23 protein-coding genes and 2 pseudogenes are annotated in these 25,526 nt (G+C 37.9%); 14 read left to right on the top strand and 11 right to left on the bottom strand.

What is annotated here, in order from left to right; genetic code table 11:
- Positions 1-1,260: 1,260 nt before the first annotated feature.
- The gene (locus ACFIMC_RS06905) at positions 1,261-3,051 is read right to left on the bottom strand and encodes an ABC transporter transmembrane domain-containing protein (protein ID WP_375671765.1); all 1,791 of its coding nucleotides are present in this window, start codon (positions 3,049-3,051) and stop codon (positions 1,261-1,263) included.
- A 187-nt stretch (positions 3,052-3,238) separates the two neighbouring features.
- Here ACFIMC_RS06905 and rpmE point away from each other — a divergent pair, with 187 nt between their 5' ends.
- From rpmE to ACFIMC_RS06880, 5 genes and pseudogenes are all read left to right on the top strand, one after another.
- On the top strand, positions 3,239-3,460 hold the full coding sequence (rpmE, locus tag ACFIMC_RS06900) for a 50S ribosomal protein L31 (RefSeq protein ID WP_005774581.1): 222 nt from the start codon (positions 3,239-3,241) through the stop codon (positions 3,458-3,460).
- Between the two features lie 287 nt (positions 3,461-3,747).
- Positions 3,748-3,969 (top strand): hypothetical protein, encoded by a 222-nt coding sequence (locus ACFIMC_RS06895; RefSeq protein WP_375636488.1) that lies wholly within the window; start codon positions 3,748-3,750, stop codon positions 3,967-3,969.
- 193 nt (positions 3,970-4,162) lie between these two features.
- Positions 4,163-4,409 (top strand): annotated as a pseudogene (locus ACFIMC_RS06890) (ABC transporter); the annotation flags it as partial.
- 948 nt (positions 4,410-5,357) lie between these two features.
- Entirely contained in the window at positions 5,358-6,119 is a 762-nt protein-coding gene (locus ACFIMC_RS06885; RefSeq protein WP_375633437.1) for a hypothetical protein, read from the top strand.
- Entirely contained in the window at positions 6,080-6,520 is a 441-nt protein-coding gene (locus tag ACFIMC_RS06880) for a hypothetical protein (protein WP_375676701.1), read from the top strand. The genes ACFIMC_RS06885 and ACFIMC_RS06880 overlap by 40 nt, the downstream gene beginning before the upstream one ends.
- 762 nt (positions 6,521-7,282) lie before the next feature.
- Here ACFIMC_RS06880 and ACFIMC_RS06875 read toward each other — a convergent pair.
- From ACFIMC_RS06875 to ACFIMC_RS06830, 10 genes are all read right to left on the bottom strand, one after another.
- A complete protein-coding gene (locus ACFIMC_RS06875) occupies positions 7,283-8,074 on the bottom strand; it encodes an inositol monophosphatase family protein (RefSeq protein WP_375636486.1) in 792 nt (263 codons plus the stop codon).
- An 11-nt stretch (positions 8,075-8,085) separates the two neighbouring features.
- Entirely contained in the window at positions 8,086-8,661 is a 576-nt protein-coding gene (efp, locus tag ACFIMC_RS06870; RefSeq protein WP_015856958.1) for an elongation factor P, read from the bottom strand.
- A 471-nt stretch (positions 8,662-9,132) separates the two neighbouring features.
- The gene (locus tag ACFIMC_RS06865) at positions 9,133-9,495 is read right to left on the bottom strand and encodes a helix-turn-helix domain-containing protein (protein WP_375680766.1); all 363 of its coding nucleotides are present in this window, start codon (positions 9,493-9,495) and stop codon (positions 9,133-9,135) included.
- On the bottom strand, positions 9,444-9,611 hold the full coding sequence (locus ACFIMC_RS06860; protein WP_375685719.1) for a hypothetical protein: 168 nt from the start codon (positions 9,609-9,611) through the stop codon (positions 9,444-9,446). Before ACFIMC_RS06860 ends, ACFIMC_RS06865 begins: the two co-directional genes overlap by 52 nt.
- Positions 9,612-9,834: 223 nt before the next feature.
- Positions 9,835-10,233 (bottom strand): hypothetical protein, encoded by a 399-nt coding sequence (locus tag ACFIMC_RS06855; protein WP_375649877.1) that lies wholly within the window; start codon positions 10,231-10,233, stop codon positions 9,835-9,837.
- Positions 10,234-10,865: 632 nt separating this feature from the next.
- Positions 10,866-11,234, bottom strand: a complete 369-nt coding sequence (locus ACFIMC_RS06850; RefSeq protein ID WP_273790479.1) for a helix-turn-helix domain-containing protein — start codon at positions 11,232-11,234, stop codon at positions 10,866-10,868.
- A 606-nt stretch (positions 11,235-11,840) separates the two neighbouring features.
- On the bottom strand, positions 11,841-12,884 hold the full coding sequence (locus ACFIMC_RS06845) for a tetratricopeptide repeat protein (protein WP_375671766.1): 1,044 nt from the start codon (positions 12,882-12,884) through the stop codon (positions 11,841-11,843).
- Between the two features lie 364 nt (positions 12,885-13,248).
- On the bottom strand, positions 13,249-13,614 hold the full coding sequence (locus tag ACFIMC_RS06840; RefSeq protein ID WP_375643258.1) for a helix-turn-helix domain-containing protein: 366 nt from the start codon (positions 13,612-13,614) through the stop codon (positions 13,249-13,251).
- 571 nt (positions 13,615-14,185) lie between these two features.
- Positions 14,186-14,923: a TIR domain-containing protein gene (locus tag ACFIMC_RS06835; RefSeq protein WP_375634421.1), complete on the bottom strand. Its 738-nt coding sequence runs from the start codon at positions 14,921-14,923 to the stop codon at positions 14,186-14,188.
- 311 nt (positions 14,924-15,234) lie between these two features.
- A complete protein-coding gene (locus ACFIMC_RS06830) occupies positions 15,235-15,897 on the bottom strand; it encodes a thiamine phosphate synthase (RefSeq protein WP_375680755.1) in 663 nt (220 codons plus the stop codon).
- A gap of 365 nt (positions 15,898-16,262) precedes the next feature.
- Between ACFIMC_RS06830 and ACFIMC_RS06825 the strand changes: the two genes are divergently transcribed.
- The 9 genes and pseudogenes from ACFIMC_RS06825 (at position 16,263) to tolR (ending at position 25,499) form a co-directional block, all read left to right on the top strand.
- Positions 16,263-17,405, top strand: a complete 1,143-nt coding sequence (locus tag ACFIMC_RS06825) for an OpgC family protein (RefSeq protein ID WP_375680754.1) — start codon at positions 16,263-16,265, stop codon at positions 17,403-17,405.
- Between the two features lie 180 nt (positions 17,406-17,585).
- Positions 17,586-18,104: a DUF1465 family protein gene (locus tag ACFIMC_RS06820; protein ID WP_375671771.1), complete on the top strand. Its 519-nt coding sequence runs from the start codon at positions 17,586-17,588 to the stop codon at positions 18,102-18,104.
- A gap of 19 nt (positions 18,105-18,123) precedes the next feature.
- Positions 18,124-18,370, top strand: a pseudogene (locus ACFIMC_RS06815) (DUF1465 domain-containing protein); the annotation flags it as partial.
- A gap of 1,317 nt (positions 18,371-19,687) precedes the next feature.
- Complete coding sequence (gene ruvC, locus ACFIMC_RS06810; protein WP_375613206.1) at positions 19,688-20,203, top strand: crossover junction endodeoxyribonuclease RuvC; 516 nt, start codon at positions 19,688-19,690, stop codon at positions 20,201-20,203.
- Between the two features lie 13 nt (positions 20,204-20,216).
- The gene (gene ruvA, locus ACFIMC_RS06805) at positions 20,217-20,831 is read left to right on the top strand and encodes a Holliday junction branch migration protein RuvA (protein ID WP_375611757.1); all 615 of its coding nucleotides are present in this window, start codon (positions 20,217-20,219) and stop codon (positions 20,829-20,831) included.
- A gap of 13 nt (positions 20,832-20,844) precedes the next feature.
- Positions 20,845-21,939: a Holliday junction branch migration DNA helicase RuvB gene (ruvB, locus tag ACFIMC_RS06800; protein ID WP_375613207.1), complete on the top strand. Its 1,095-nt coding sequence runs from the start codon at positions 20,845-20,847 to the stop codon at positions 21,937-21,939.
- 211 nt (positions 21,940-22,150) lie between these two features.
- Positions 22,151-22,591: a tol-pal system-associated acyl-CoA thioesterase gene (gene ybgC, locus ACFIMC_RS06795; protein ID WP_375611759.1), complete on the top strand. Its 441-nt coding sequence runs from the start codon at positions 22,151-22,153 to the stop codon at positions 22,589-22,591.
- A gap of 1,726 nt (positions 22,592-24,317) precedes the next feature.
- The gene (gene tolQ, locus ACFIMC_RS06790; RefSeq protein WP_375680753.1) at positions 24,318-25,031 is read left to right on the top strand and encodes a protein TolQ; all 714 of its coding nucleotides are present in this window, start codon (positions 24,318-24,320) and stop codon (positions 25,029-25,031) included.
- A 15-nt stretch (positions 25,032-25,046) separates the two neighbouring features.
- Positions 25,047-25,499 carry a protein TolR gene (tolR, locus tag ACFIMC_RS06785; RefSeq protein WP_375627998.1) on the top strand — a complete coding sequence of 151 codons (453 nt, stop codon included), beginning with the start codon at positions 25,047-25,049 and terminating at the stop codon, positions 25,497-25,499.
- The last annotated feature ends 27 nt before the right edge of the window (positions 25,500-25,526 follow it).

Below are 25,526 nucleotides of genomic sequence, written 5' to 3'. Positions count from 1 at the left end.
TGTTCCTGAAACAGCTGAATGGTTTGAAATGGTTAGGGTGTCAGTTCTGCATACGCTTAGCTCGCTATACAAAAAAATTATGATTTAGTGCAAGCTTTAAAACATAAAGACCCTAAAGATATATCCTCTTTGTACATGTTCTTATCATCGTTAAAATGCCTTCTTAAAGCACGACAGGGGGTGCTATAAAATTGAGAGCTGTAAAATATATGGGGCTCTTGGAGGGGGTGAGAAGATGGTGTTTAATCGAAGTACTCTATCCTTATTTTTATGGGCTATGACTGAAAGAGAGAGCTGGAGAGACGATTTGTGAGTAAAGAGAACGTCGTTTTGAGGTTGCGTGTCTGCAAGAGCAGAACAGTGGTCGTGGTGATATTTACAAACAATAAATTTGATAAAATTTTACGATTTTGCCAAAAGCCAGTTTATTATAAACGCTGTTTCTCATGTGCTCTCACACAAAAGTTATAAGAAGCCCAAAAGTGCTAAAAAAATCTTTGCTCTTTTTCAATAAGACGGATCTGTAAACAATATTCAAAAAGTGTTCGTGTTTTTGAAAGAGAATAAAAGGATACTCTTGCAATAGAGAAGTGTATTTGTGAATTACAATTTGTCATGATTTTCGGTAAACACTATTGTTTAGAGCGGTGAGAGAGGGCAAATTTTTAATATTCAGTTTTTTTAAAGAGTGTGGTCAGTCTTTAGGATAGAGCTTGTGTCCCTAGAACCCTATCAAGTGTGAGCCGCATAAGGGTCTCAAGCAAGCGAGCACCTATTATACTTTTTGCCAGCGTATACTCTTTTGTCAGCGCCCCAATGTTTTGACAGCCCTTAGAATGTAAAGGGGCAAGAGAGGTATTTTATTCCTTTCTTGTACCGTTTCACTTCACACGCCAACTCTGCTTGTGATGAGCAAGCAAGAGATTTTGTTTGACTTACTATGAGGGTTTGACATGAGAAAATCCTATGGTATTTATGATCTTTCATGAAAAACAATGAATTATCCTTATAAATCACCGTTATGGCGCTGTTATGAAGAGAACTCCTTGCTCATCTTAATAGTCCATAGAGATTAACTTGGTATCATTTTACATTCTGTACACAGAAGTGTCTTTATAAAAATGCTCTATCTTGCGCAGAAAAAAGAAAAACATCTCAATGCTTGCCTTTCTTTTTTCCATGAGAGATTTAAATTGATAAGCCTGTCTGAAAAGAGCACTGTTTATGCCCTTAAAGATACGGCTCTTGTATCATGATCACTTACTCAGGTGAAAATTGGAGTTTTGCGAGGTAAGCGTAAACGCCATTTTTTGCCACAAGTTCAGCATGCGTTCCTTCTTCAACAAGGGCGCCTTTATCCATCACAAGAATACGATCTGCTTTTAAAATTGTTGCTAAACGATGTGCAATGACCAAGGTTGTACGATTTTGCATCAATCCTTCTAAAGCGTCTTGCACCAACTTTTCACTGTTTGCATCCAAAGCCGATGTTGCTTCATCAAGCAGCAAGAGGGGTGCATTTCTTAAAATTGCCCGCGCAATACCAATGCGTTGTTTTTGTCCCCCAGAAAGCATGGTACCGCGTTCTCCTACTTGCGTATTCAAGCCATCTGGTAAAGCTTGAATAAATTCAAGTGCATTAGCCGCTTTAGCGGCAACAAGGATTTCCTCTTCATGGGTATTTTCAGTTCCAAAAATAATATTATCACGCAATGTTCCATCAAAAATGGCGACATCTTGTGGAACATAGGAAATTGCACTGCGTAAATCTTGTAAAGAAAGGCGATTAATTTCCATGCCATCCAACCGAATTGTTCCACTTATTGGATCATAAAAACGAAGGATCAAAGAAAAAATACTGCTTTTTCCTGCTCCGGAAGCCCCAACAAAAGCAACCGTTTCGCCTGCTTTTACAGAAAATGAAAGCGAGCGTAAAACTTTCTCTTGTGGTCTAGAAGGATAGGTAAAATCAACCTGATCAAAAACAAGTTCACCTCGAACAGGTTGCGCCAATGATAAAGCATTTTTAGGAGCTACAATAGTAGGTTGTTCTTGTAACAATTCGGCAAGCCGTTCAGCAGCGCCTGCTGCTTGGATTAATTCTGCTCCCAGTTCCGATAATTGCGCAAAAGTAGAAGCTCCAAAAACCGCATAAAGGACAAATTGCCCTAAGGTTCCCCCTGTCATCGTTCCATTCAAAACATCACGCGATCCAATCCATAAAACAGCAACCACACTGCTAAAAACCAAAAAAATTGCAAACCCCGTAAAAAAGGAGCGCAAGATTACAGAAGCACGTGCTGTTTGAAAAGCACGTTCTATCAATTGTGAAAAACGTATTGTAACGAGTTTTTCAGCGGTAAAAGCTTGCACAGTGCGAATAGCACTTACCTGCTCTGTAGCAACAGCATTGGCATCTGCGAGACGATCTTGCGCCGCGCGGGTACGAGAGCGAACTTTACGTCCAAAGACTACCAAGGGAATGGCCACAACAGGAATAGCAGCTAAAACCAACAAAGACAATTTAGCATTGGTGATCACCATCATTACGACGGCTCCGATCACGATAATCAGCTGACGCAAAGCGGTAGAGGCGGTAGAGCCCACAGCTAATTTTATTTGTGTGGTATCTGTTAGAAGCCTTGAAACAATCTCTCCTGAATGTGATCGATCAAAAAAAGCAGGAGAAAGTTTCATAATATGGACAAACACATCACGCCGTAAATCGGCAACAATCCGTTCTCCTAAGGTGATAACACAGTAATAACGGGCTGCTGAAGCAAATGCGAGAAACAAGGCTAAGATAAACAAAATTCCAAAGTAAAAATTGATATGTCCATGGCTTGAAGTAGAAAACCCATGATCAAACATTTGGCGGATAGCCACAGGCAAAGCTAATGTGACAAGAGCAGCAACAGATAACGCTAGAAAAGCAAAGATAAACAACCAACGATAGCGCAAAATATAGGGAAAAAAAATTGCAAGCGAAGAGAATGAAGATTTCTTAGGGGAAGACTTTGTCGATTTTTCTGAACGATAACGTAATGTCATAAAATTTTGCTCACTGTATTGGATTTGTAACACTTGATACAATGATGTATCTTGAACACTTGTTTTTTGATGCGTGCTCAGTTATAGAAATAAATACTTTAAATCAATGTATCAAAAAGACAAAGGAAGTGCACTTAAAAAAACAAATAAGTGCTATTTCATTCTATAAACGCAAAAGGTTTGACGCATGAAAGCGAATATTCACCCCAATTATCATAAAATTACCGTTGTTATGACGGATGGAACCCAATATACGACGCGCTCTACTTGGGGAAAAGAAGGCGATACTCTTAATCTAGATATTGATCCAAGAACGCATCCGGCATGGACAGGTGGCTCCCAAACACTCGTAGATCGTGGTGGTCGTCTTTCTAAATTCAAAAATCGTTTTGGTAATATTGGCATGTAAAAGCCTCCTTTTTATGGGGTACAAAGGTTTTAAACAAATCGATTGCAAATGGATGGATTTTTTATCCTATCAAAGAGTGCACTTTAAATATTAATTCAAAAACGCATCCGACATAAACAGATGGGTCTTAAACACTTATAAATCATTGTGGTTGCGTTTTTAAATTCAAAAATCATTTTGAATATATGCATAAATCCTTTCTTCCCTAGAGTATAAAGACTTGAAATAAAATAATTGTAAACTTTTCTTCTTTTTTTGGAACTGAACATACCCATGGAGAGGAAATTTTGGCCGCTTCTAAAGCTGCCAATGCATTTGAATTTATTCAAGCTTTACCAGATGGCTTGAATACGCAAGTAGAAGAACGTGGTACCATGCTTTCTGGGGGGGCAAAAACAACGCATTGGTATTGCACTGGCGATTTTAAGAAATGCAGCCCTCTTGTTGCAAGCCGGCACCATCATTATATTTGCCAACTCGTGGATGTTGCTACAGCCCTTGGCACTTGAGATAATTTATTATAGGCATTTTAAGTCCTTTCTTAATAGTTTTTTTATTCACGCGAGCTCTCCCCACTTGTAAAGTGCAAAAGGCATGGTTTTGATTGGTTCACCATGGAACATGGTTTGAAATGAGAGAATCCTACGGTATTCGGGATTCTCATTCAACATATAAAACAATGAATTATTATTATAAATCAAAATGTTGCTACTTGATGAAGTAACATTTGCTTTAGATGCAAACAGTGAAAAGTTGGTGCAAGATACCTTAGAAGGATTGATACAAAATCCTAAATCCTGGTCATTGCACATCGTTTGGCAACAATTTTAAAAGCTGATCGTATTCTCGTGATGGATAAAGGCGCTTTTGTGGAAGAAGGAACACACAATTCATTATAAAAAATAATGTTTATGCGCATTTGGCTAAACTGCAATTCTCATCTGAGTAAGTAATCTTGATACAAGAGCAGTATCTTTAAGGGCGTAAACAGCACTCTTTTCAGACAGGCTTATTAATTTGAAACTCTCATGGAAAAAAGAAAGGCAAGCATTGAGATGCTTTTCTTTTTTAACGGGCTGTTCTTTTTTCTGCGCAAGATGAAGCATTTTTATAAAAATACTTCATCTGTGTACAAAATATAAAACGATATCCAGTTAAATCGCTATGGACTATTAAGATGAGCAAGGAGTTCTCTTCATAACAGCACTGTCACGTTGATTTATAAGGATAATTCATTGTTTTGCACGTTGGATGAGAGCTTCTAAAATTATAAATTTTCTTATTTCAAACCTATGTATGATGAACCAATAAAATCATGTCTCTTACATATATCAAGCGGGGAAGTCTGTATGGTGTAAAACACTTGAGAAAGAACAATGCTTCTTATGAATCCTCTCAAGTTTTAAGGGCTGTAGCAATATTAGAGGGTGGCAAAATGTGTGATGGTGCCGGCTTATGGAAAAAGAGCCGATAAATGGGCTGAGAGATGTTTTTTATCGATTTTACAAAACAGAGCTAAGAGGGCACGCAGCTATGTTTTGCTGTGTTAAGATTTTTAGTATTTTTTCCCATATTTCATAGATCATGCATTGTGAGGTTTTAAAAGGCTTTTCTTTAAAGCGTATAAAACACAATAGCAGTATAATAAAATACAAATCGTTTGCATTTATCAATACAACTATCTATATTTTGTATACTAATTTTGTTAAAACATAATATGTGGTATCCCGTGAATCGCATATACACATAATGACACAATACCGAGAAGTCGATGGGAAGGTTACACAAACAAAAAGAGGGAAATAATGGATGAAGAAATAAAAGAGGTAATTGATAATCCGATAAAGGAAGAAACTAATAACTCCCGAATGATAGTCACCATCAAGTTCATTTTTAAATGGGCGGTGAAGATTGTAGGATTCATCTTTATGCTTGTATACACCTTGAAGCAGCTGTGGTTTTTTGGGGATTTTCAAAGGAGGCTTTTTTAATTGTAGCAATGGTAATAGTGCTTTGTGGGGTGGCTGTAATGCTGGCATTTGTAAATTATCGTAACAAGCAATTAACTGAACAATTTGAACAGAAAGTTCGAGGGTGCGAGATATATGAAAAGATTATTGCAGAAGGGGAACAAAGGCTTTTTGAAAAAACGCAAAAAATATCAAAGGAGTGGGTTGAGCAATGGGATGAGGGAGTAAGGCAATGGGAAAGGGATATACTAGAGATAAAAAATCCTAGAGCAGGCATGAAAGCTCATGGGAACAGACCTTCATTGGTAAAGAATATTTGTGCGCAAGGGGAGAGAGAATTGTCTTTATTGTATAAGGAGGCACTCGAAACAGAACTGACTGATGAGCAGATTGAAAAAATATATAATCTTTTGAATACAACACTTTTTGAGCAATATTATGTAAAAGCAGGAAAATTCATGGAAGAGAATGGAATTTCTCTGAAAGGATTTGTTAATACTCATACAAATAAAGAATATTATAAACCTACAATGTTATTGCTTCATTGGTTGTTGTACGTTCTTGATGATGTGATTATAGCTGAATGCAAACAGCAAAAAGAAAAACTATCTAAAAAGAAGAATGAAAAGCAAAAATTTGCAGATACTTTGTGGGACAACATATCTATAATTCCAGACATAAAGAGATAGAGAAAATGTTAGAGCACAGGAATTTTTTGTCTGATCAATGTGCACCGTTACTATGTTGTAAAAAGGATGTGCTGTTGTTATTGTGTGATATTTCCGATGGTTATAAAAAGGTGAGAGAGACTTTTATTTACTATAAGAAGCTCATTAAAACAGTAAAAAAGGGCTATATGGCTTTTGATAAGGGGTGCTCTTATACCATAGTTAAAGATACAATCAATACGTGTAAAGATAATGATGCAAGTATGGGACCAGATTCTTCCATTGTTGAAGGGACTCTAACGTTTAAAAAGGCTTACGCATCAGGTGCTAGAAGATGGTTGAAATCATCAAATGAGAAATGTGATAACCGGTTGATTTTTGGGGAGCAGCTCGTTGGAATAGGAGATTCACAAAAAAATTAAAGATTATCTTTGATGAGGAGAAGGTAAATGCCCTAGAAGAGGTAGTTAAAGATAATCAAGAACAGTTAAAGAGGGAAATGCAGGCGGCGATTTTTGAGAAAAAGGATTTTTGTTACTACAAATTTCGTGCGAATTTCATCGGCATTTTGGATAACGATTAAATGAAGGGGGAGGGTGGAGTGCAGTGGATTTGCTGAAATTTCTGTTGCTATGCAGTGGTAAAAACTCTTGAGAGGCATAGTGACAGTTCTTATGGGAGAGGAGAGGGCAGGCTTTGAGAGCCAATCTTTTTGCGTTGTGTAAGGGTGATTTCTTAAGAAGAGTAGGGGAGGTTTTTGCAGCAGGTGTATTTGTTGTTTTTGAGAGCGTTTTGTTTTTATGGTTCTTTTTGTTTTCTGGTTTGTTTGCAGAGGAATTGAGGAAACAACAGTGTCAATAATATTGGCTAGACTGTAATTGTATTTTTAGGTTTTTTTGGGGGCTTGATCGTTGGTGATGGTTTTGTGAACCTTTGTATACGGGGTGTTCTGTTGCAAATTTTTAGATTGTTTTTCCAAAAGCTCTCGGCTCGACTAACGGATAAGCTAAATCAAGAGTGGCAGCGCTAAGATAAGCGAAGTTTTATAAGCTCTCTCATCACAATTTTCTGAATTTTTTCATCATATTGTGTAATTTGATGAGATAGGTTGCGTGATGAGGAGTATTCAGAGGAACTCGTATTGTCTTTTAAAAAGATGTCCTTTTGAGAGCTTACTATGAGGTCTAAATGCCTTTTTTGAGAACTCTTTCTAATTTTAGGCGAATGTGTTCATTGCCGGCAATGATATTTTTTTTGCGAAATATATTGTTGCCGCCTTCTTTATCGGTGACAAAACCACCGGCTTCACGAACCATCAGTATTCCAGCAGCCATATCCCAAATTTGCAGGTTATCTTCCCAAAAGCCATCGGTTCTTCCAGCAGCCACATAAGCTAAATCAAGAGCAGCAGCACCAAAACGGCGAAGTCCGGCAACCTCTGCCATCACATTACGTAATTCAATAAGGTAGGTTCCATGATTTGGGCGACCAAAATGAGGCATTCCTGTGGCAATGACACAATCTTCTAGTCTGCGTCGAGCAGAAACGCGACAGCGGCGGTCATTGAAAAAAGCACCACACCCGCGTTCTGCGGTGAAGAGTTCATCATTCACGGGATTGTAAATGACACCACCAACGATTTTTCCTTGGCTTTCTAAGGCAATGGAAACAGCAAAAAAAGGAATGCCATGGAGAAAATTTGTGGTGCCATCTAAAGGGTCAACAATAAAACGGTGTTGTGAATCTTCTCCAATGATTTCTTCTGACTCTTCCATCAGAAAACCAAATTTGGGGCGCGCTTTGCTTAATTCATTGAAAATAATTTTTTCCGCTTTGCGATCTGCTTGGCTGACATAATCTGCTGGTCCTTTCAAAGACACTTGCAAATTTTGCACTTCACCGTAATCACGTACCAACGAGCGTCCTGCTTTCATTGCAGCTTGCACCATGACATTCATGACTGCAGAATGGGCCATTTTTTATTCCTTTATTTATCTTTTTCATTTGCGCGACGCAAATAAATCAACTCATTGGTGTCTACAATGATACGTTCACCAGCATTCATAAAGGGGGGAACAAGAATACGAATCCCGTTTTCAAGAATGGCGGGTTTATAAGAGGAGGTAACCGTTTGTCCTTTGATGGCAGGATCGGCTTCCGCAATTGTGACAGCAACTTGATCAGGAAGTGAGATGCCAATAGGCTTTTCTTGATAAAGTTCAACTGTGACAGTCATCCCATCTTGGAGAAACGCAGCACGTTCACCAACAAAATCCTTTTGAAGTTCAAGTTGTTCATAAGATTCTGAATCCATAAAGACCAAAGCATCCCCTTGTTGATAAAGAAATGTGAAATCCTTTTGTTCAAGGCGCACGCGTTCAACTGTCTCAGCAGCACGAAAGCGTTCATTAAGTTTTGTACCATCAATCAAATTTTTCATTTCAACTTGGTTAAATGCACCACCTTTTCCTGGTTTTACAGCGTTACATTTAACAGCAACCCATAAGCTTCCTTGATGTTCGATCACATTACCAGGGCGAATTTCATTGCCATTAATTTTCATCGTTTCTATCCAATTCTATTCTTGCAAAAAGAACTCTCTTGTTGTTTTTATGGCGCTTTTCTTTGCTGCCTTTAACAGTCAAGCTCTTTTGTTATTTTCGGGCTAAAATCCCTTTGATTAACCTTGCGGCTCTCTCATGGTCCTGTGTGCTCTTTATGGGCTTTCTCCTGCTTTTTGCAAAGAGAAAAGCTTAAGTAAAAAAGGACCTTTATGTATTTTTGCTTTTCAGTTCTTTGCAAGACCATAAAAAGCGCTCAGACGCAAGCTTTTTAAAAATTTGCACAAAAATTTTTTAGAATTTTTGGGGAAATTTATCCCGTTGTGTCGTAAAATATCATCATTGATGGCAATAATATAATTGATGGCAATGATATAAGTTCCCTAAAACCATGAGGTGTTTTTAATTAAGAATATGTGATGAATATGTGAATACGGAGTTTATTATAGTGTCTCATGGGATAGAGCGTGGTGTTAGCTTTCATTTTGATCAGAGAGTAATTGTAAAAAGGCTCTTTGTTTTATCGAGATTAGGACTCTAAATTTTTTTAAAAGCAGGTATTTTTCTGTACTTGATGCGATTTCATCATGGTGGTATGGGGGCTGTTGTTTTGTTAAGATATCAGCATAGAAAAAGACAAGTGGAGCATTTAGGATATCGGCTATTTCTTTTAAACGCTCTGCGCTGACACGATTTAAGCCGTTTTCATATTTCTGGATTTGTTGGAAAGTAACACCTAAATGTTGACCTAATGTTTTTTGAGACATCTTCAACATTTTTCGTCTCAAACGAATTTTTTTGCCAATGAATTTGCCGCTGAATTTGCCGCTGAAAATGTCGTTATAAGGATTTTTACCAAAACCCTAGAAAATGCTACACGGGATATAGAAAACTCTTCAGCTGCTTCAATCACAGATAGTCCAAGTTTTGCATTTACATCTTCGCGTAACAATTCACTAGGGTGTGGGGCATTTTCATTATTTTTAGTATTCTTCTTTTCTTAAATCTCAAAGCTATAATTTACACTATTTTGTATTGTCACAATCTATAATAAAATTTATCCACTCTGGCTAAAAATGAGGGTTTTTATTGAGATGCAAATCTCTTTGCCTTTCGCAAGAACTTTTAAGTCTTTACGTGTAAAATATAGAGAATGTTTACATTAAATAGCGGGTTCATTTGGGCTGAGTACTTATATGAGCACGTGGTTCTCCGTTCACATTATACTGAAGAAGAGACACTATAACTCTACTATTTAATCTTATTCTATAACTCAAAGTTACACCCATATTTTGTTGCTTTTGAGGTTGATCTGTATAGATCACATTATATCCATTCCGTCGCAACAGATTGATAAATAAAGGAGTAAAGTTGTCTGCTGTATTATTTTTCTTTATAAGAAGTGTGGTTGTAGCTGGTGGTAGAGATCTCTTGATATCGCTAATAAATTTGTTAGCAACTAATTGTGCCTGACGCTTTGTAAGACTTTGATCAACATAATTTGATGAATAATTGCCTACAGATGCGCAACCAGCCACCAACACAACCGGTGACAGCAATAAATATTTTAACATCTTTAATTCCCCTTACTTATTGTTGCTCTTTATTTGCGAAGCTCCTCTTCCAGAAATTAAGAGCAACTTTACTTATAGCACATTAACAACATATCGGTATCTAATCAATCGGTTAATTAATCAATGAATAATGGTTTCAGCTGTAAAGGCTGCTTGAAGTGCTTCTGGTGGCGTATATTTTAATAAACAGCTGCTTTTAGTGATTATGATAAAAAAGCAATTTTTTGCGTTTGCATGTTAAGATCATGTCCTCCATCACCATTATAAAATGATGTGTTAAGTGTTATTCCAGATCGACCAAAAAAATTTTCAAGCATTGCTTTTTAAGGGCTATCTTTTTTTAAATACGTATGAATGTTTATTCTGTTTTTTTTAATACTATCGTTTGAGGTGTGGTGTTTGTAAGGCATAAAACTTTGCACATGTGATGTTTTTATGAGAGTGTGTGGTGAATATTTGAGGGGGAGCTTGTCCGGATAATCTTGTGAAATGAAACACATAAAATGGGAAGCTAAAAGAGTTCTGTTCTGAGAAGACGGATTGTTTCCCAACCGGATAGGGAAGGGGCTTCTATCCTTTGAGGGATGGGAGGCAAGTCAAGAACAGAGAGTGTAGCGCCTTATATTATGATGTTAAAAGCTTTCATTTTGATCAGAGAGTAATTGTAAAATGGCTCTTTGTTTTATCGAGGTTAGAACTCTAAATCTTTTGAGCAGTAGGTATTCTTCTGTACTTGATGCGATTTCATCATGAGGGTATGGGGGCTGTTGTTTTGCTGAGGTGTCCGCATAGAAAAAGACAAGTGGAACATTTAAGATATCGGCAATTTCTTTTAAACGCCCTGCGCTGACACGATTTAAGCCGTTTTCATATTTCTGGATTTGTTGGAAAGTAACACCTAAATGTTGACCTAATGTTTTTTGAGACATTTTTAGCATTTTTCGTCTCAAACGAATTTTTTTACCAATGAAAATGTCGTTATCAAGATTTTTGGCTCGCATTTTAAAGCCCCCGCCGGTTGCGAGCGCCCTCGCGTTGGTATTCCGGGAGTCTAAAAACACTGAACTCAAATCAGCATTTTGCTTTTAGTGCTGAAAGCACTTGGACATAGCAAAATCTCCCGGAATCCCGGGATACCCGCAAAGCGGGGTCAATTCATGTTTGAGTTTTCGGGTTTTTAGATCCCTATTGGTCGTTGCGTATGCGACCAAGACACTTTTCAATATGTAAAGTAATTTCGGAGGCTTGGCAATAAAAAATAGCTTTTTACTGAGAGTCGGCGTGTTTTTCATCCAAGCAAAAAGAATGAAAAAATAGAGCTTGCGGAATTTTCGGGATAGCCTAGCTCTTTTGCTTATTGGATATTGTTTGCTTAAGCAAATGATACCAGTGCGTTTTCTTTACCAATGAAAATGTCGTTATCAAGATTTTTGGCTCGCATTTTAAAGCCCCCTCCGGTTGCGAGCGTCCTCGCATTGGTATTCCGGGAGCTTGAAAATACTGAACTCAAATCAGCCTTTTTGCTTTTAGTGCTTATCGCCCCTGGACAGAGCAAAATCTCTCGGAATTTCTATAAATTTTATCTTTTTGATGCAGAGAGGAGTATTTTAAAAAACAGGAAGGAGCTTTATTGCTTCTTTGTGCGCTTTTTCTAGTTGTGCCTTATCCATGCCTTGGAGCATTATTTCAAGATCAGGAGCTTGCATTTTTGCCTCCTTTGCGAGCATATACCATGCCGCTGCCATTATTATATCGCCTTTTGTTCCTGTGCCATCTCGATAAAGCCTTGCAAGGGAAATCTGTGCTGGTGCAATCATGTTGACGGCATTTCTGTGAAGTAAATGAAAAGCACGCTGAAAATCTGTTTCTCCTCCACGCCCCTGTACAAGCCATTGTGCTAAATGAAGTTGAGCTTTTAAGTGGTTGTTTTGAGCTGCTACTTCCATGAGCTTGCGGGCATTGCGATCATCTTTTGGTCGCTTTAACGTGCCTAAGGAAAGAATTTTTGCAGCAGAAAAAGCAGCATCAGCATCCCCAAGAGCAGCACCTTTTAAGTACCATTTTAAGGCTTGCTCTATTGCTTCATTTTCACGACTTTGGGAAGAAACACCAGGGAGAGCTTGTTTTTCCTGTGAGGCTTTATAAAGAAGCAGTTGTCCATAATAAAAATAGGCTTCCTTGACGCCTGCTTTGACAGCTTTTTGAATGAATTGCGCACCAAGTTCTTGATTTTGTTTTATAAAGTGACCATCGAACAACATAAGTCCATAGCGTAGTTGTGCTTGGGGTTCCCCCTGTTTTGCAGCGCGTTCAAACCATAAAGCAGCACGCGCACCGTCAATAGGAACAGCACATCCTTCCATATAAATTCGGGCAAGAAGAGTTTGTGCAAAAGGATCATTTTTTTCAGCACGTCGGAGTGCTTCACGAAAAGCTTTTAAATAATAACCTTGGATGTAATAGTCATAGGCTTGATCATAGTCTCCAGCTTTTAAGGGCTGAAAGGGTTCTTGAGTGTTTGAAGCTTCTTGAATCGTATTGAAAGAGCTTTCAGAATTTGAGATTTCTTCAGTGTTTCCCGCTGAACTTACAGCAGAACTTGCAAGCCCAATCACGCCTAAGATGAGCAGCTTCACGCTTCTCTTGATCATGGTGTTTTCTCCTCATTACCGATCAGAATTTTCACATTTTTTTTTCATCATTACAAGCCGTATAAGAATCTCATTTCTATATTACTTTTTATCTCTCAGTTTTTCGTCTTGGTTCAAGGTAGGGTTGGGTAAGTTAAAAAAGTAGCATAAATGTCGACGAGAGACAGACTGTTTAAAACAGTTCTGTTAAAAATAATACAGTCCTGTTAAAAATAATAATGATGAGGGGTTATCGTATGTAAAGATGCTTATCTTCTATTATATCAATGGCTTATCCCCATAAAATGAAAAAATGCTTACAATGGAGGTTGCTTTTTAAAATACGTATGAATGCTTATGAATAGCGCACGCTATCCGTGTGATGTTAGCTTGCATTCTCATCAGAGATCAGCTGTAAAAAGGCTTTCTTTTTTACCGTTGTTAGAACTCTAAATCTTTTGAGCAGCAGGTATTCCTCTGTGTTTGATGCGATTTCATCATGGTGGTATGGGGGCTGTTGTTTTGTAATGATATCCGCGTAAAAAAAGGCAATGGGAACATTCAAAATATCAGAAATTTCCATTAATCGCCCTGCGCTGACACGATTTAAGCCTTTTTCATATTTTTGAATTTGTTGGAAAGTGACACCTAAAGCGTGTCCTAAAGTTGTTTGAGACATTTTTAGCATTTTTCGTCTCAAACGAATTTTTTTGCCAATAAAAAGATCAATATTAAGATTTTGAGATTGCATTTTTCCCCGCCGGTTGCGAGCGCCCTCGCATGAGTATTCCGGGAGCTTGAAAGTACTGAAATCTAATCAGCTTTTTTTGCTTTTAGTGCTTAAAGCACCTGGACATAGCAAAAACTCCCGGAATTCCGAGATACCCACAAAGTGGGGTAAATTCATGTTTAGATTTTCGGGCTTTCAAGACCCTCTTGGTCGTTGCGTATGCGACCAAAACATCTTTTAATTCATAAAGTAATTTCAGGAAATTTACAATAAAAATAGTTTTTTACTTACAAAATTTGTTTTTTATGAGAGGCTATCCGCTTCTTAAATCTCTCTGGAATGATTGTCAAAATCATGACATTAGCCTTCGTGTTTTTTGAGAGGGTTAAAAAGCCTTAAGTTTTAAGATCAAAAGAACTTTGGACGCTTAAAAGTTAAACATTAAAATTTGCACAATCGCTTGCTGTTTGAAGAAGGGTAGGGGGTGGATCATTTCTCTGTGCTATAGGATGAGTGTGTCTGTGGAATGTGGTGGGGTGGCATGTGGTTTTGGGTGTGCGCTTTAAAAAATAAACATAAGCATTATTCAAATTTACTTTAATGCATGAATTGTATCTGTATTAAAAGAGAAATCAGCTTCTTGTAAGCGCTCTATAAGTTTGGGAAATGTTTCTTTTACGTGTTCTTTAAAAGAAAGGTAGTAAACTCCACCAACATCTGAAAGCATTTCAATGCCTTCTTTTTGTAGAATAGCAATCCTCTCAAGAGGAAGTGCGGCAGCTAACATGCCCATTTCGAAAATAACGTTTTGTCGTGCACGGGGTTGAATTTTTTCTGCACCTTGAGATATAGCATAACCCATGTCATCATGCGTGAGGAGTACAATACCAAAACTTATAGAACTGTCACAAATTTCTTTTTTCAAAGTTTGAATGATGGGTAAACCATTGCCACTCGTATTTTGTAAGATGTATGGTTTGAGACCAAGCTTGAGAAGAACATTTTCAAGCTCCGTTAAGGCATAACAATCATGACCATGAACGATAAAAATTTTTTTATTTGAAGGATTGGAGGCAGTTTTTGAGGAAGGAATCGTTGATGTTTCTTCTATATGCTTTGCTAAATCTTCTATTAACTTTTGTTTTATGTTTTCTTTGCCTTGAACGTTGATTGTTCCTGTGCTTTCATACCAATTAATAACGCCTCCTTCGGAGGTTTTGATCTGATATCCTTTAGAAGAATTAAGTGATAGAAACTTAGTTTCTATGATTTTATATCCAGCTGTTTTAACTATATCTTTAAGGTCTTCGAAGGTGCCGCTATATTTCACTGTTTATATTCTTTCAATATCGCTGGTTATTAATATAAAATGTTGATTTATTTTTATAACTATTTGAATTTAAATAGCTTTATGATTTCATTTTCTTATACAATGCACAAAAAGAGACGGTCACCTTCCATTCAATTGATTGAAACGTGGGAAAACTTGACTAAATGATGGGAAATTTTACTGCGTGATGAAGCGATCTGATTGAATTGTGAATGAACGAAACGAATTTTTCTCCTATTTATATATTCCATTATGTTCTCTATATAAGAAACACGAAAGTTAACGCTTTATTTATAAATTCTCCTCCTATATTACAAGGGGGTGTTTTCACATTTTTCTTGCATTGTTTTAAGCAGTATTAAGGGGTTGTTGTTCCCAAAAATCACTTCTTCTACAGCAATGAATTCACATCCAGTCTTTAAGACTTCATCAAAGGTTGAAAAATCGCTTCCTGCTTGGATAATGGCGGGGGTTTGCATAATTTCTGCCCACCATGTTGCTAACTGGAGATTGCGGGGGTGCGCTTGGGGTTTTTTATCAGCACCGAGTTTTCCAAAGAACAGGTAATCAACACCTGTTTCCGCTGCAAGCATAGCACTATGGCGATTGCGTAGATTGCCAAAGCCTATGATTTTTTGTTCCTTTTGCTGATTTTTGAAGCTTTCAAGAGCGTTAAGATCATCTTCTATGTGTAATCCATCAGCCTTTATGCGCCCAGCAATGCGGCTGTCATCAGCGATGAGAAGGGCTGCGTCATGATGTTGAATATCTTCTGCGTAAGTTTGCGCTTGTTGTTGTAAAAAAGAGCCATCATCTTTCAACCTTTCAGAATCATAGAGGATGACGCATGCAAAAGACTTTGTTTGCAAAATTTGCTGCAAAAATGTGTGTGGGGTGTTGCGCCGAACATCAAGTGTTAAAATCAACTGAGGGAAAAGAGGTGGATCAATTGGTTTATTTTTTTGTTGTGTCATGTCAAATCCCTGTTTCTTAGAAAAAATAACGCTTAAAAATTAAAGTTTCATTCTATTATGCTTATTTGCGATGAAAGTGACCACCATTTTCACGTAATTTAAAGGATTTGTGGGTGTGTGGAAGCCTGTTTATGAGAAATGAGAGTGTTTTTAAGCATAATATGTCGCCTTTTTGTTGTGATACACGTATGGACGCTTTTCGTTCTTTTGCCTTTAAAAAACTTTTGCTTTTAAAAAAATAAACGCTTAAAATGAAACTTGACTCTTAAAAATTAAAATTTCATCCTGTTCATGCTTGTTGGCAATAAGGGTAAGCACCATTTTTATGGGACTTCAAGGGGGGTGCAACGTGTGGGAGTCCACTGATGAAGTACCAAGGTATTCTTGAGCATAATACTCAACCTTCTCATCGTGATACACGCATTGACGTTTTTCGTTCTTTGGCCTTATTGACGATTTTCATCAACCATATTCCCAGAACGATCTATGAGTCTTTTACTCATAGAAATTTCGGTTTTTCTGATTGTGCAGAAGTGTTTGTTTTGCTTTCAGGGATTGCTCTTGGGTTAAGCTTTCATGGACGGTTACAGCAAAAATCCTTTGCTTTTATTATCCGAAAACTTTGGTACAGAGCTCTGCAGCTCTATGGGGCATATCTTTTTACGACTTTTGTCACGTTAAGTCTTTTTTTTGCTGGCTTTTTATTATGGCGAACAGAAAAACTTTTATCGATGAACAATGTGGGACTCTTTTTTAAAGAGCCTGGTATCGCATTTTTGAGTACCTTAAGCTTTGGGCATCAATTGGGATATAATAATATTCTTCCTCTTTATATCGTTTTGATGTTTTTTGCGCCTTTTATCCTTTATTTGAGTTGTAAGCAGACAAAATGGCTGCTTTTGGGCTCCTTTACACTGTATCTTATCTGCGGATTTTATAAAATTGCTCCTCCTTCTTATCCTTTAAAGGGAAAGTGGTTTTTAAATCCTTTGTCTTGGCAATTCTTATTTGTCATAGGATTGACCAGTACTTTAGCGCTTAAACAAGGAAAAACAATCGCTTTTCAGTCTTTTTGGATTGTTTGTGCGGCAGCGTATCTCTTGTTGGCGCTGTTATGGGTTCGCTTAAATTGGTGGGGCATTTTGGGGTGGCTTGGCTGGTCTTCCCCATTGTTGAACTTTAATAAAACCTTTTTAAGCTTGCCACGTTTACTCCATGTTCTTGCATTAGCCTTTCTCATTCTTTCTTTGCCGCGCATCAATAAATGGTTTTATGTCTCTCAGAAACATCCTTTAGCAATTTTAGGAAAACATAGTTTACCGGTCTTTGTAACGGGAACCATTTTTGCGATGTTTGGACAAATTATAAAAACAGTGATGACAGAAACGTTTTTTTCCGATACCCTCTTAATAATAACGGGTATTGCTTTGCAATTTGGAGTCGCTTATTATTGTGAAAAACGGCAATCTTGGCAGTGGTCGTTTTCAAGGAAAATGATCCGTTTATAAAAAATATTCCTGTAGTGTTTGTTGGGCACGTTAACCTTAGTATAAAAAGTGCGTTGCGCAAAAAAATTAAAAGAGGTAGCAGTTTTAAAAAAAAGCGTTCTATACAGCAACAAAAGAAACTTTTTAATACTCTATTCGTTAAGGGGTATGATTTTGTGCTGATACTTGGAGTATAAAAGCGTGAGTGTACATAAACGTCCATATGATGAACCTATTATCATGATTGAGCATAATGCTTTTGAAAATGCTTTTAATCGTCTCTATGAAGAAACAATGGCGCTGATTGAAGAAACCGCAGCGTATATTGACTCAGAAGGGAAATTAGTGGCACGCTCTCTTTCGGCAGAGGTTTCTGCAGTCTATGCGAAAGAGGCTATGTATTTAAGTACACGACTTATGCAAATTGCTTCTCAACTCCTTCTTCTTCGCGCAGAGCGTGAAGGGGAAATGTCATCAGAACAAATAAAAAAAGAAATTGTAAAAGTGTCACTTCATACACCGACATTGGAACTTGAAACCCCTCATTGGCATGAATTGCCAGAAATTTTTCGCCAATTTGTTTCTCATTCATTGCGTTTAGAAGCGCGGATACAGTATATGCGTGCTGGGTGGGAAACTGCAGCCTCTTGTGCCTTAGAAGATGATAACCCTGTAGGAAAACAAATCGAATTGCTCAAAACAGCCTTTGGGCGTTCTTAGAGGTACTCCCCTTGTTTTGCGCGAAGGGGAAATATCATCAGAACAAATAAAAAAAGCAATTGTAAAAGTGTCACTTCATACACCGACATTGGAACTTGAACCCCCTCATTGGCATGAATTGCCAGAAATTTTCCGTCAATTTGTTCTCATTCATTACGTTTAGAAGCGTGCATTTTGTTTCATTTAGAGATGCTGCTGTAGTTTAAGCGCTTTGGTCAATAAGCGGCGGCTATATTTTGAACGATGATAATCCAGTGGGAAAATAAATCGAATTACTGAAAACAGCTTTTGGGCGTTCTGAGAAGAATAGCGCCTTGCTTCTTTCTTGCGATATTTAGAGCAGTATATCCATTTTTTACAACCAAAATTTCACAACTAAAACCAATCTAGAGTGCTTTTTTCTGCCTAATTTCTATTTGAGCGTAGGAAATATCTTGAGTTTATAGCTGAGAGAGGGATAGGTATTGATTTTGAATTATGGCATGGAATAGGGTATGGTTGGTCTTTGTGGGAAATCGACTTTGGTTGATTGCAGCTAGAACACTTTCTGTTGATCTATCGTGTGATTTTGTTTTGGCTCTGATAATGATTAGACGCTAGATAGAGCAGGGGCTTGTACATTAATTTATTTATGCTCTATAATTTATGCCTATAAAGTTGCTGTAAAGTGTGTGTTAATGAGGATAATACACATTGTTGCAGTTTTGGGGCTTCTTTTGTTTTGAATGGAAGTTATTTCCCTCGCGTAAAATAAAATATCCAAAATCAAAGTGCCATATAATGAATGTCCCATGGGTTCCTTGTGCCCCCATGCAATGTCCCTCTCTATGCAATGTTCCTCTTTACGTAATGTCATTGTGGTGTGATGGGTATATTCAAAAACACTTCTCAGTTCTTATTCATATCCGTTGAGCTCTCCTCATCTTTACGTTTGCAAAGGAGAAAGCCGGCACTATCATCATCTTTGCCAGTCCCCAATGTTGCAACAGCCTTTGGCACTTGAGTCAATTCATTAGAGGCATTTTTAGTCCTTTCTTGTACAGTTTCACTCTATACGGCAATCCCACGTTTCATATGTAAGAGAATGGTTTTGATTGCTTCAAGATAAACAGATTTGTAATGAGAAAATCTTAGGATATTCGGGATTCTTATGCAACATACAAAATAATTAATTATCATTATAAATCAATGCGTTGATTTATAATGATAGCGTCATGCTATAATGTAAAAAGTTTCCGTAAAGTGTATACTATCCATTGCATAGCCTCTTTATACTTATGAATGTGCAATCCAGCACTGATCTATTTGCTCGTTTGCGATGTTTAACCATTATGGCATTGGAAATGATACAGAAAGGGAATTTTTATGCTTTAGAGGGTGCTTGCTTGTGATGTGTGAATGGTTTTGATTGATTTCAGTTATGCTTCATGAAGTGTGTTCCATAAAGATGCTGTTCGTTGTGTGTTATAATTGTATAAATTTGGGGGATATGATTATCTTTTTACTGGTTTTGTCTTGGGTTGCTGGTTTCTTTGTGGTCTTGTCTTTATTCACAGGGGGGAAAAGTGTATAGACTGTAGTTTATGGCAGAGACGATTCGTATTATAGGCATTGATCCCGGATTACGGCGTACAGGGTGGGGCGTTATCGATGTTGCGGGTAATCGTCTTCAGTTTATTGCAGCAGGGACGGTTTCTTCTGATGTACAGTGTGAGCTGGCTTCCAGACTATGTCAGATCCACAAAGGTCTTTCAGAGGTTGTGCATCAATTTATGCCCCATGAAGCTGCTGTAGAACATGTGTTTGTCAACAAAGATGCTACAGCAACTTTAAAACTTGGGCAAGCGCGTGCAATTGCACTGCTGGTTCCTGCGCAAGCAAATCTTCCTGTTTTTGAATATGCGCCCAACAAAGTGAAAAAATCAGTTATTGGGGTTGGACATGGGGCTAAAGAACAAATCCATATGATGGTCAAAGTTCTCCTCCCACGGGCTGAATTTGATAGCAGTGATGCGGCTGATGCTCTTGCTCTTGCTCTTTGTCATAGTATGCACCGTAACAGTATTGACCGATCTTATCAGGCAAGGATGGCGATATGAGTGGGGTGGAAGCATGATTGGCAAATTAAAGGGCACTCTTGAACATATCTTTGATGATCATATCCTTCTTGATGTTCACGGTGTGGGGTATGTTGTTTTTGTGTCAAATCGGCTGCGTCCTTCTTTACCCTCTGTTGGGGAGGCGTTAAGCCTTTTTATTGAAACGCATGTTCGGGAAGACGCAATCCGCCTTTTTGGTTTTGCTACAAGAGCTGAACAGGAGTGGTTTTGTCTTCTACAAAATGTTCCTGGAGTAGGGGCAAAGGTTGCTTTGGCAATCTTGGGTACTTTATCGCCAGATGAACTTGCACAGGCTATTGCTTTAAACGATGTTGCGATGATTAGTCGAGCGCCAGGCGTTGGTAAAAAAGTCAGTGAAAGAATTGTGGGTGAACTGAAAAGTAAAACACTCCCCTTTGAACAAGCTGTCAAGACTGTTTCGGTTTCTCAGCGTGAGATGACCAATCAACCTGCGCATGATGCGCTTTCCGCGTTGATGAAGCTAGGGTTTGAACGGGAGCATGCATCTCGTGCTCTTGCTCTTGCGATGAATGCTCTTGAGGGGGAAACTGTTTCTTCTGCCCTGCTGATCCGCCATAGTCTCAAATTGCTTTCTTCTCCTACTTAAAATCAAGGTAACAATGCATAAAGATGAAGATAAACGCCTTCTGGGTTCCGCCCCCCTTCCTAACGATCCAGATCGTTCCTTGAGGCCACAAGTTCTCGATGACTTTATTGGTCAAGAAGCGGCGCGGGCTAATTTAAAAATATTTATTGAAGCAGCAAAAACGCGGCAAGAAGCGCTGGATCACGTTTTGTTTGTAGGGCCACCGGGGTTGGGAAAAACAACGCTTTCACAGATTATGGCAAAAGAATTAGGCGTTAATTTTCGCTCTACTTCAGGGCCGGTCATCGCTAAAGCAGGAGATTTAGCCGCTCTCTTGACCAATCTTGAAGAACGTGATGTCTTGTTTATTGATGAAATTCATCGCTTAAATCCGGCGATTGAGGAAATTCTTTATCCAGCCATGGAAGATTATCAACTTGATTTGATCATTGGGGAGGGGCCGGCCGCACGCTCGGTGAAAATTGATCTGGCTAAATTTACTTTGGTGGCAGCAACCACACGTTTGGGGCTTTTAACCACACCTCTACGAGACCGTTTTGGCATCCCAATTCGTCTCAATTTTTATACGATAGAAGAATTGGAATATATTGTGCAGCGTAATGCACGGCTTTTTGCCGTTAAGATCAGTGATGATGGTGCTCATGAAATTGCACGCCGAGCACGCGGGACGCCTCGTATTGCCGGACGGCTTTTACGGCGCGTTTGTGATTTTGCTCTGGTTAAACAGGCAAAACAAATTGACCAAAAAATCGCCGATGAAGCCCTTTCACGCCTTGAGGTTGATCATCTTGGGCTTGATCCGCTTGACCGCCGCTACTTGCTCCTGATTGCGGAAACTTTTTTAGGGGGACCGGTGGGGATTGAAACGATTGCTGCTGCTTTATCAGAACCACGCGATGCCATTGAAGATATTGTTGAACCGTATTTGCTCCAACAAGGTTTTATTCAAAGAACCGCTCGTGGACGCATTCTAACTGAAAAGGCTTGGAGCCATTTAGGGCTTTCTGCTCCAGCCTCTACAACGTCTATACAAAGGCGTTCTCAACTTTCTGATGCTCAAGACAATTCATCACTTCAGACATCCTTATGGGATGGGGAAGATGATTAAGACATTCTCTTTATTAAAAGAAACTATGTGAATATTTTATAGCAAGGTCATAAAATACAAGAGACGTGCCTTCTTTTAGCATATTCTGGCTAAAAAGGTTTGGCATTATTAAAGATTTTTTGCTTTTCACAACTTCAACACAAAAATGTGTTCAATCTTTTGATTGATAGATAATTTGCTATATTAGATGATTTTATGGGATATGAAGTCGATGACAGAAATAACACCTTTTAAGAGCAATCATACAAACGCTTTTCATAATTTTCAGGTCCGCGTTTATGTTGCGGATACAGATTTTTCCGGTGTAGTTTATCATGCGCGTTATCTTGAGTTTTTTGAACGAGGACGTTCAGAGTTTTTACGCGATACCGGTTTTAATAATAAGATGTTAGCAGCAGGGGGTGAGGGGGAAAAACTGTTTTTTGTTGTTCGTCATATGGAAATTAATTTTTCAAGACCCGCTAAAATTGATCATCTTTTAGTCGTTAAAACACGTGTTACTCATATCCAAGGGGCCCGCTTTTTTATGGAGCAATCTATTTTGCATGAGATGACCACGTTGGTAACAGCCAAAGTTGAAATTGCTCTGATTAATGAGGAGGCAAAACCGCGACGTTTACCCAAAGAACTTTTTGCAAAAATGCTTGGTTAAAAGTGTTATTCATTGAAACAGCCGCTTCAGGAGAGATCAGCAGATATAAAGTAATCTATAATCTAAGACTATACATTTATCATAGCCTAGATGTTTTCTAACAAGGTTACACGATACAGCAAAAGAAAGCACCTCTGCTACAATAACTACAATAAATTGAAGATGATATCCCACAAAATTAAACACGCCCTATCCATGTTATGATTCGAAATCAATGTCATATCATCCATTTTCTGCTATAAGCTCAAGATATTTTTCTTTCTTTTGAAGAAAGGTTTGTTGGCATCAGAAAGCAGCGAAAAGTACAAAATATAAAAAGAAATAAAAATGTATATACCCAGCAACATATTGCAATAAAGTGATAATAAGCTATTAGGTCGAAAATTGTCTCAAAACACCTAAAGGGTGTTTTTAAGCAATTTGATTTGTTTTTTTACTGGATTATCATTTGGTCTCACAAGAGCGCGTCTCTCATCCATTTCTATCCATCATACATGACTTTATGTGCTATAATGCGCGATTTATGTGCGCTTCTAAACGTAGTGAATGAGTGAGAGATCAATGTATACAAAGCAGAAATGCATTCTTGCATTTAAAGTTTCAAAAGCATATTATTCTATATAATATATTGACTTAAAAAGATATATTATCACTTCTTACGGGCACAAACCCTAATAGAGGAATAGAATAAAATACTTTCATTTCAAATCTGTTCATGTTGAAACAATTAAAATCATTTGCTTACACATCATAAGAGAGCAATATAAATTATTGAAAAAATTGTAAAAATGTTCCTTATGGATCATTCTCAATGCAATAATGATCAAATATCGCAAGTGAGCAAAGAGAGCGAAGAAGCCGGTTTTCATAAAGTAAAGATGTGAAAAGGCTTTTTTCATATCACAGAAGCTTGTACGTTACACCATGATGCCAGAGAGATGATAGGGATTGAAAGGGGTAAATTCACAACACAATGAGATTACATGAGACTTACACTAGATTATATAGGACTTATAATAGGGGTGTATGGGTGAGGCACATTGTTGTGAGGCATTTTATGGTGGTTTATTGTCGTTTTTTGTGCCCGATGGTGTACCCCGTATTCAATTCGATGGAAAATGAGAGAAATAATAGCCTGAGGCAAAGCGTCATCTTTTATGATGATAACATATTTATTTACAATGATAATTCATTGCGTTGTCACTTTCAGATAATTCTGAAACTTGTAAAACTTTTTCTTTTCAAGCTCTATTGCCGCGAATTAATCAAAAACATTTTCTTACATGTCACAAGCGGAGTTGGTGAGTGGATACAAAAACACTTAAGAAAGGAATAAAATACCTCTTACGAATCTTTTCAAGTGCTAAGACTTATTGCAGCATTTTAAGCTAGAAACGCGTATGATGATTTAGCGTTCTTTTTATAAACGTAAAGATGGTGGTGCATAATAGATTTAATATTATGCATTTTTATATCTTTTATTTTTATAGTATTTATGGATAAGTCCTTATCGTTATATTTTTCATAAATGCTGTTGTGAAATGAGGGGGGCGTGCATTGAGGGATGTCTCTCGTCATCACTTTTTAAGGAAATTTAAGAAACAAGTCTTGTTTTAGCGCATGGATTTATGTGAAACTAGAGTCTTTACTTAAATTTAGAAACTATAAAATAATCTGTTTTATAAAATTAAAAAAAATGCATCTTTCATTTAGAGGGACAAAAATTATGCCGCATGTAGAACTAACGAATCCAGAAACAATTGGAATGTTGCATTTGTTTATGCAAGCGAGTTGGATCGTGAAAGGTGTTATGATTGGGTTGCTGCTCGCTTCTATCTGGAGTTGGGCAATTATTTTTGATAAAATTTTTACGTATCGGAGAATACGGCGTGAAATAAAGCAGTTTGAACGCACATTTTGGTCTGGCAAAGCGCTAGAAGATCTTTATGCATCATGCAAAAGTCAACGTACCAATAGTATATCCGCAGTTTTTATAGCAGCAATGGTTGAATGGAAAAAATCTCTTGAAAAAGGGACCCATACATCGAAAAGTTTGCAGAGCAGAATTGATAAGGCTATGGATTTGACGCTGGGACGTGAAAGTGAAAAAATAGAATCAAAATTAAGTTTTCTTGCGACACTGGGATCTGCGGGACCTTTTATCGGACTTTTTGGAACAGTTATTGGTATTATGGAGTCTTTTCTTTCTATTTCAGTTTCTCAAAATACATCACTTGCCATTGTCGCGCCAGGGATTGCAGAAGCGCTTTTGGCAACCGCGATTGGTTTGTTTGCAGCAATTCCAGCTGTTATTGCTTATAACAAGTTGACCCATGAAAGTGCGCGCATCATTGCACAAATAGAAAATTTTGCCGATGAATTTTCAACAATTGTATCGCGGCGTATTGATGAAACACGCACAGCACCTTCCTCTTTATAAAAAGGATCTTATCCCATGGGCGTTTCTGTTGCTTCTTCTTCTCGCAAAAATACACGTAGGCGGCATCATTCACGAAGCCAACTGATGAGTGAAATCAATGTTACTCCTTTTGTGGATGTCATGCTGGTCTTGTTGATTATTTTTATGGTCTCTGCCCCCCTTTTAGTGAACGGTGTTCCTCTAGATTTGCCTCGTAGTCAAGCGGGTCCCGTACGAGCTCAAAAAACACCTCTTACGGTTTCACTTGACGCGCAAGGGCGCTTTGCCATTAATCAAGATTATTATGAAACGTCACAGGCCCTGATTGCACACCTTAAAACTCTTCTGGAAGCAGATGCTACACAAAAAGATCAACGAGTTTTTGTGCGGGTTGCTAAAACTGTTGAATATCAGCAAGTATTAAAACTGCTGGCGGATATTCAAAAAGCGGGGTTTTCTCAAGTTGCGTTAGCAAGTTTAGCACAATAAATAATAAGTAATAAAATTGTGCATAAC

Origin of the sequence: Bartonella sp. AP21QHHD, from assembly GCF_042196205.1 — a bacterium.
GTDB lineage: Bacteria > Pseudomonadota > Alphaproteobacteria > Rhizobiales > Rhizobiaceae > Bartonella.
Note: the sequence above shows the minus strand (reverse complement) of the source record. Positions and strands in the feature narration are given on the sequence as shown.

What these genes read in the sequence shown, in the direction of transcription:
- rpmE (WP_005774581.1), top strand. Translation starts at nt 3,239, where the DNA reads ATGAAAGCGAATATTCACCCCAATTATCATAAAATTACCGTTGTTATG.
- ruvA (WP_375611757.1), top strand. Translation starts at nt 20,217, where the DNA reads ATGATTGGCAAATTAAAGGGCACTCTTGAACATATCTTTGATGATCAT.
- ACFIMC_RS06840 (WP_375643258.1), bottom strand. Translation starts at nt 13,614, where the DNA reads ATGCAATCTCAAAATCTTAATATTGATCTTTTTATTGGCAAAAAAATT.
- efp (WP_015856958.1), bottom strand. Translation starts at nt 8,661, where the DNA reads ATGAAAATTAATGGCAATGAAATTCGCCCTGGTAATGTGATCGAACAT.
- ruvB (WP_375613207.1), top strand. Translation starts at nt 20,845, where the DNA reads ATGCATAAAGATGAAGATAAACGCCTTCTGGGTTCCGCCCCCCTTCCT.
- ACFIMC_RS06885 (WP_375633437.1), top strand. Translation starts at nt 5,358, where the DNA reads ATGGGCGGTGAAGATTGTAGGATTCATCTTTATGCTTGTATACACCTT.
- ACFIMC_RS06830 (WP_375680755.1), bottom strand. Translation starts at nt 15,897, where the DNA reads ATGACACAACAAAAAAATAAACCAATTGATCCACCTCTTTTCCCTCAG.
- ybgC (WP_375611759.1), top strand. Translation starts at nt 22,151, where the DNA reads ATGACAGAAATAACACCTTTTAAGAGCAATCATACAAACGCTTTTCAT.
- tolR (WP_375627998.1), top strand. Translation starts at nt 25,047, where the DNA reads ATGGGCGTTTCTGTTGCTTCTTCTTCTCGCAAAAATACACGTAGGCGG.
- ACFIMC_RS06825 (WP_375680754.1), top strand. Translation starts at nt 16,263, where the DNA reads ATGAAGTACCAAGGTATTCTTGAGCATAATACTCAACCTTCTCATCGT.
- ACFIMC_RS06850 (WP_273790479.1), bottom strand. Translation starts at nt 11,234, where the DNA reads ATGCGAGCCAAAAATCTTGATAACGACATTTTCATTGGTAAAAAAATT.
- ACFIMC_RS06905 (WP_375671765.1), bottom strand. Translation starts at nt 3,051, where the DNA reads ATGACATTACGTTATCGTTCAGAAAAATCGACAAAGTCTTCCCCTAAG.
- ruvC (WP_375613206.1), top strand. Translation starts at nt 19,688, where the DNA reads ATGGCAGAGACGATTCGTATTATAGGCATTGATCCCGGATTACGGCGT.
- ACFIMC_RS06855 (WP_375649877.1), bottom strand. Translation starts at nt 10,233, where the DNA reads ATGTTAAAATATTTATTGCTGTCACCGGTTGTGTTGGTGGCTGGTTGC.
- ACFIMC_RS06875 (WP_375636486.1), bottom strand. Translation starts at nt 8,074, where the DNA reads ATGGCCCATTCTGCAGTCATGAATGTCATGGTGCAAGCTGCAATGAAA.
- ACFIMC_RS06845 (WP_375671766.1), bottom strand. Translation starts at nt 12,884, where the DNA reads ATGATCAAGAGAAGCGTGAAGCTGCTCATCTTAGGCGTGATTGGGCTT.
- tolQ (WP_375680753.1), top strand. Translation starts at nt 24,318, where the DNA reads ATGCCGCATGTAGAACTAACGAATCCAGAAACAATTGGAATGTTGCAT.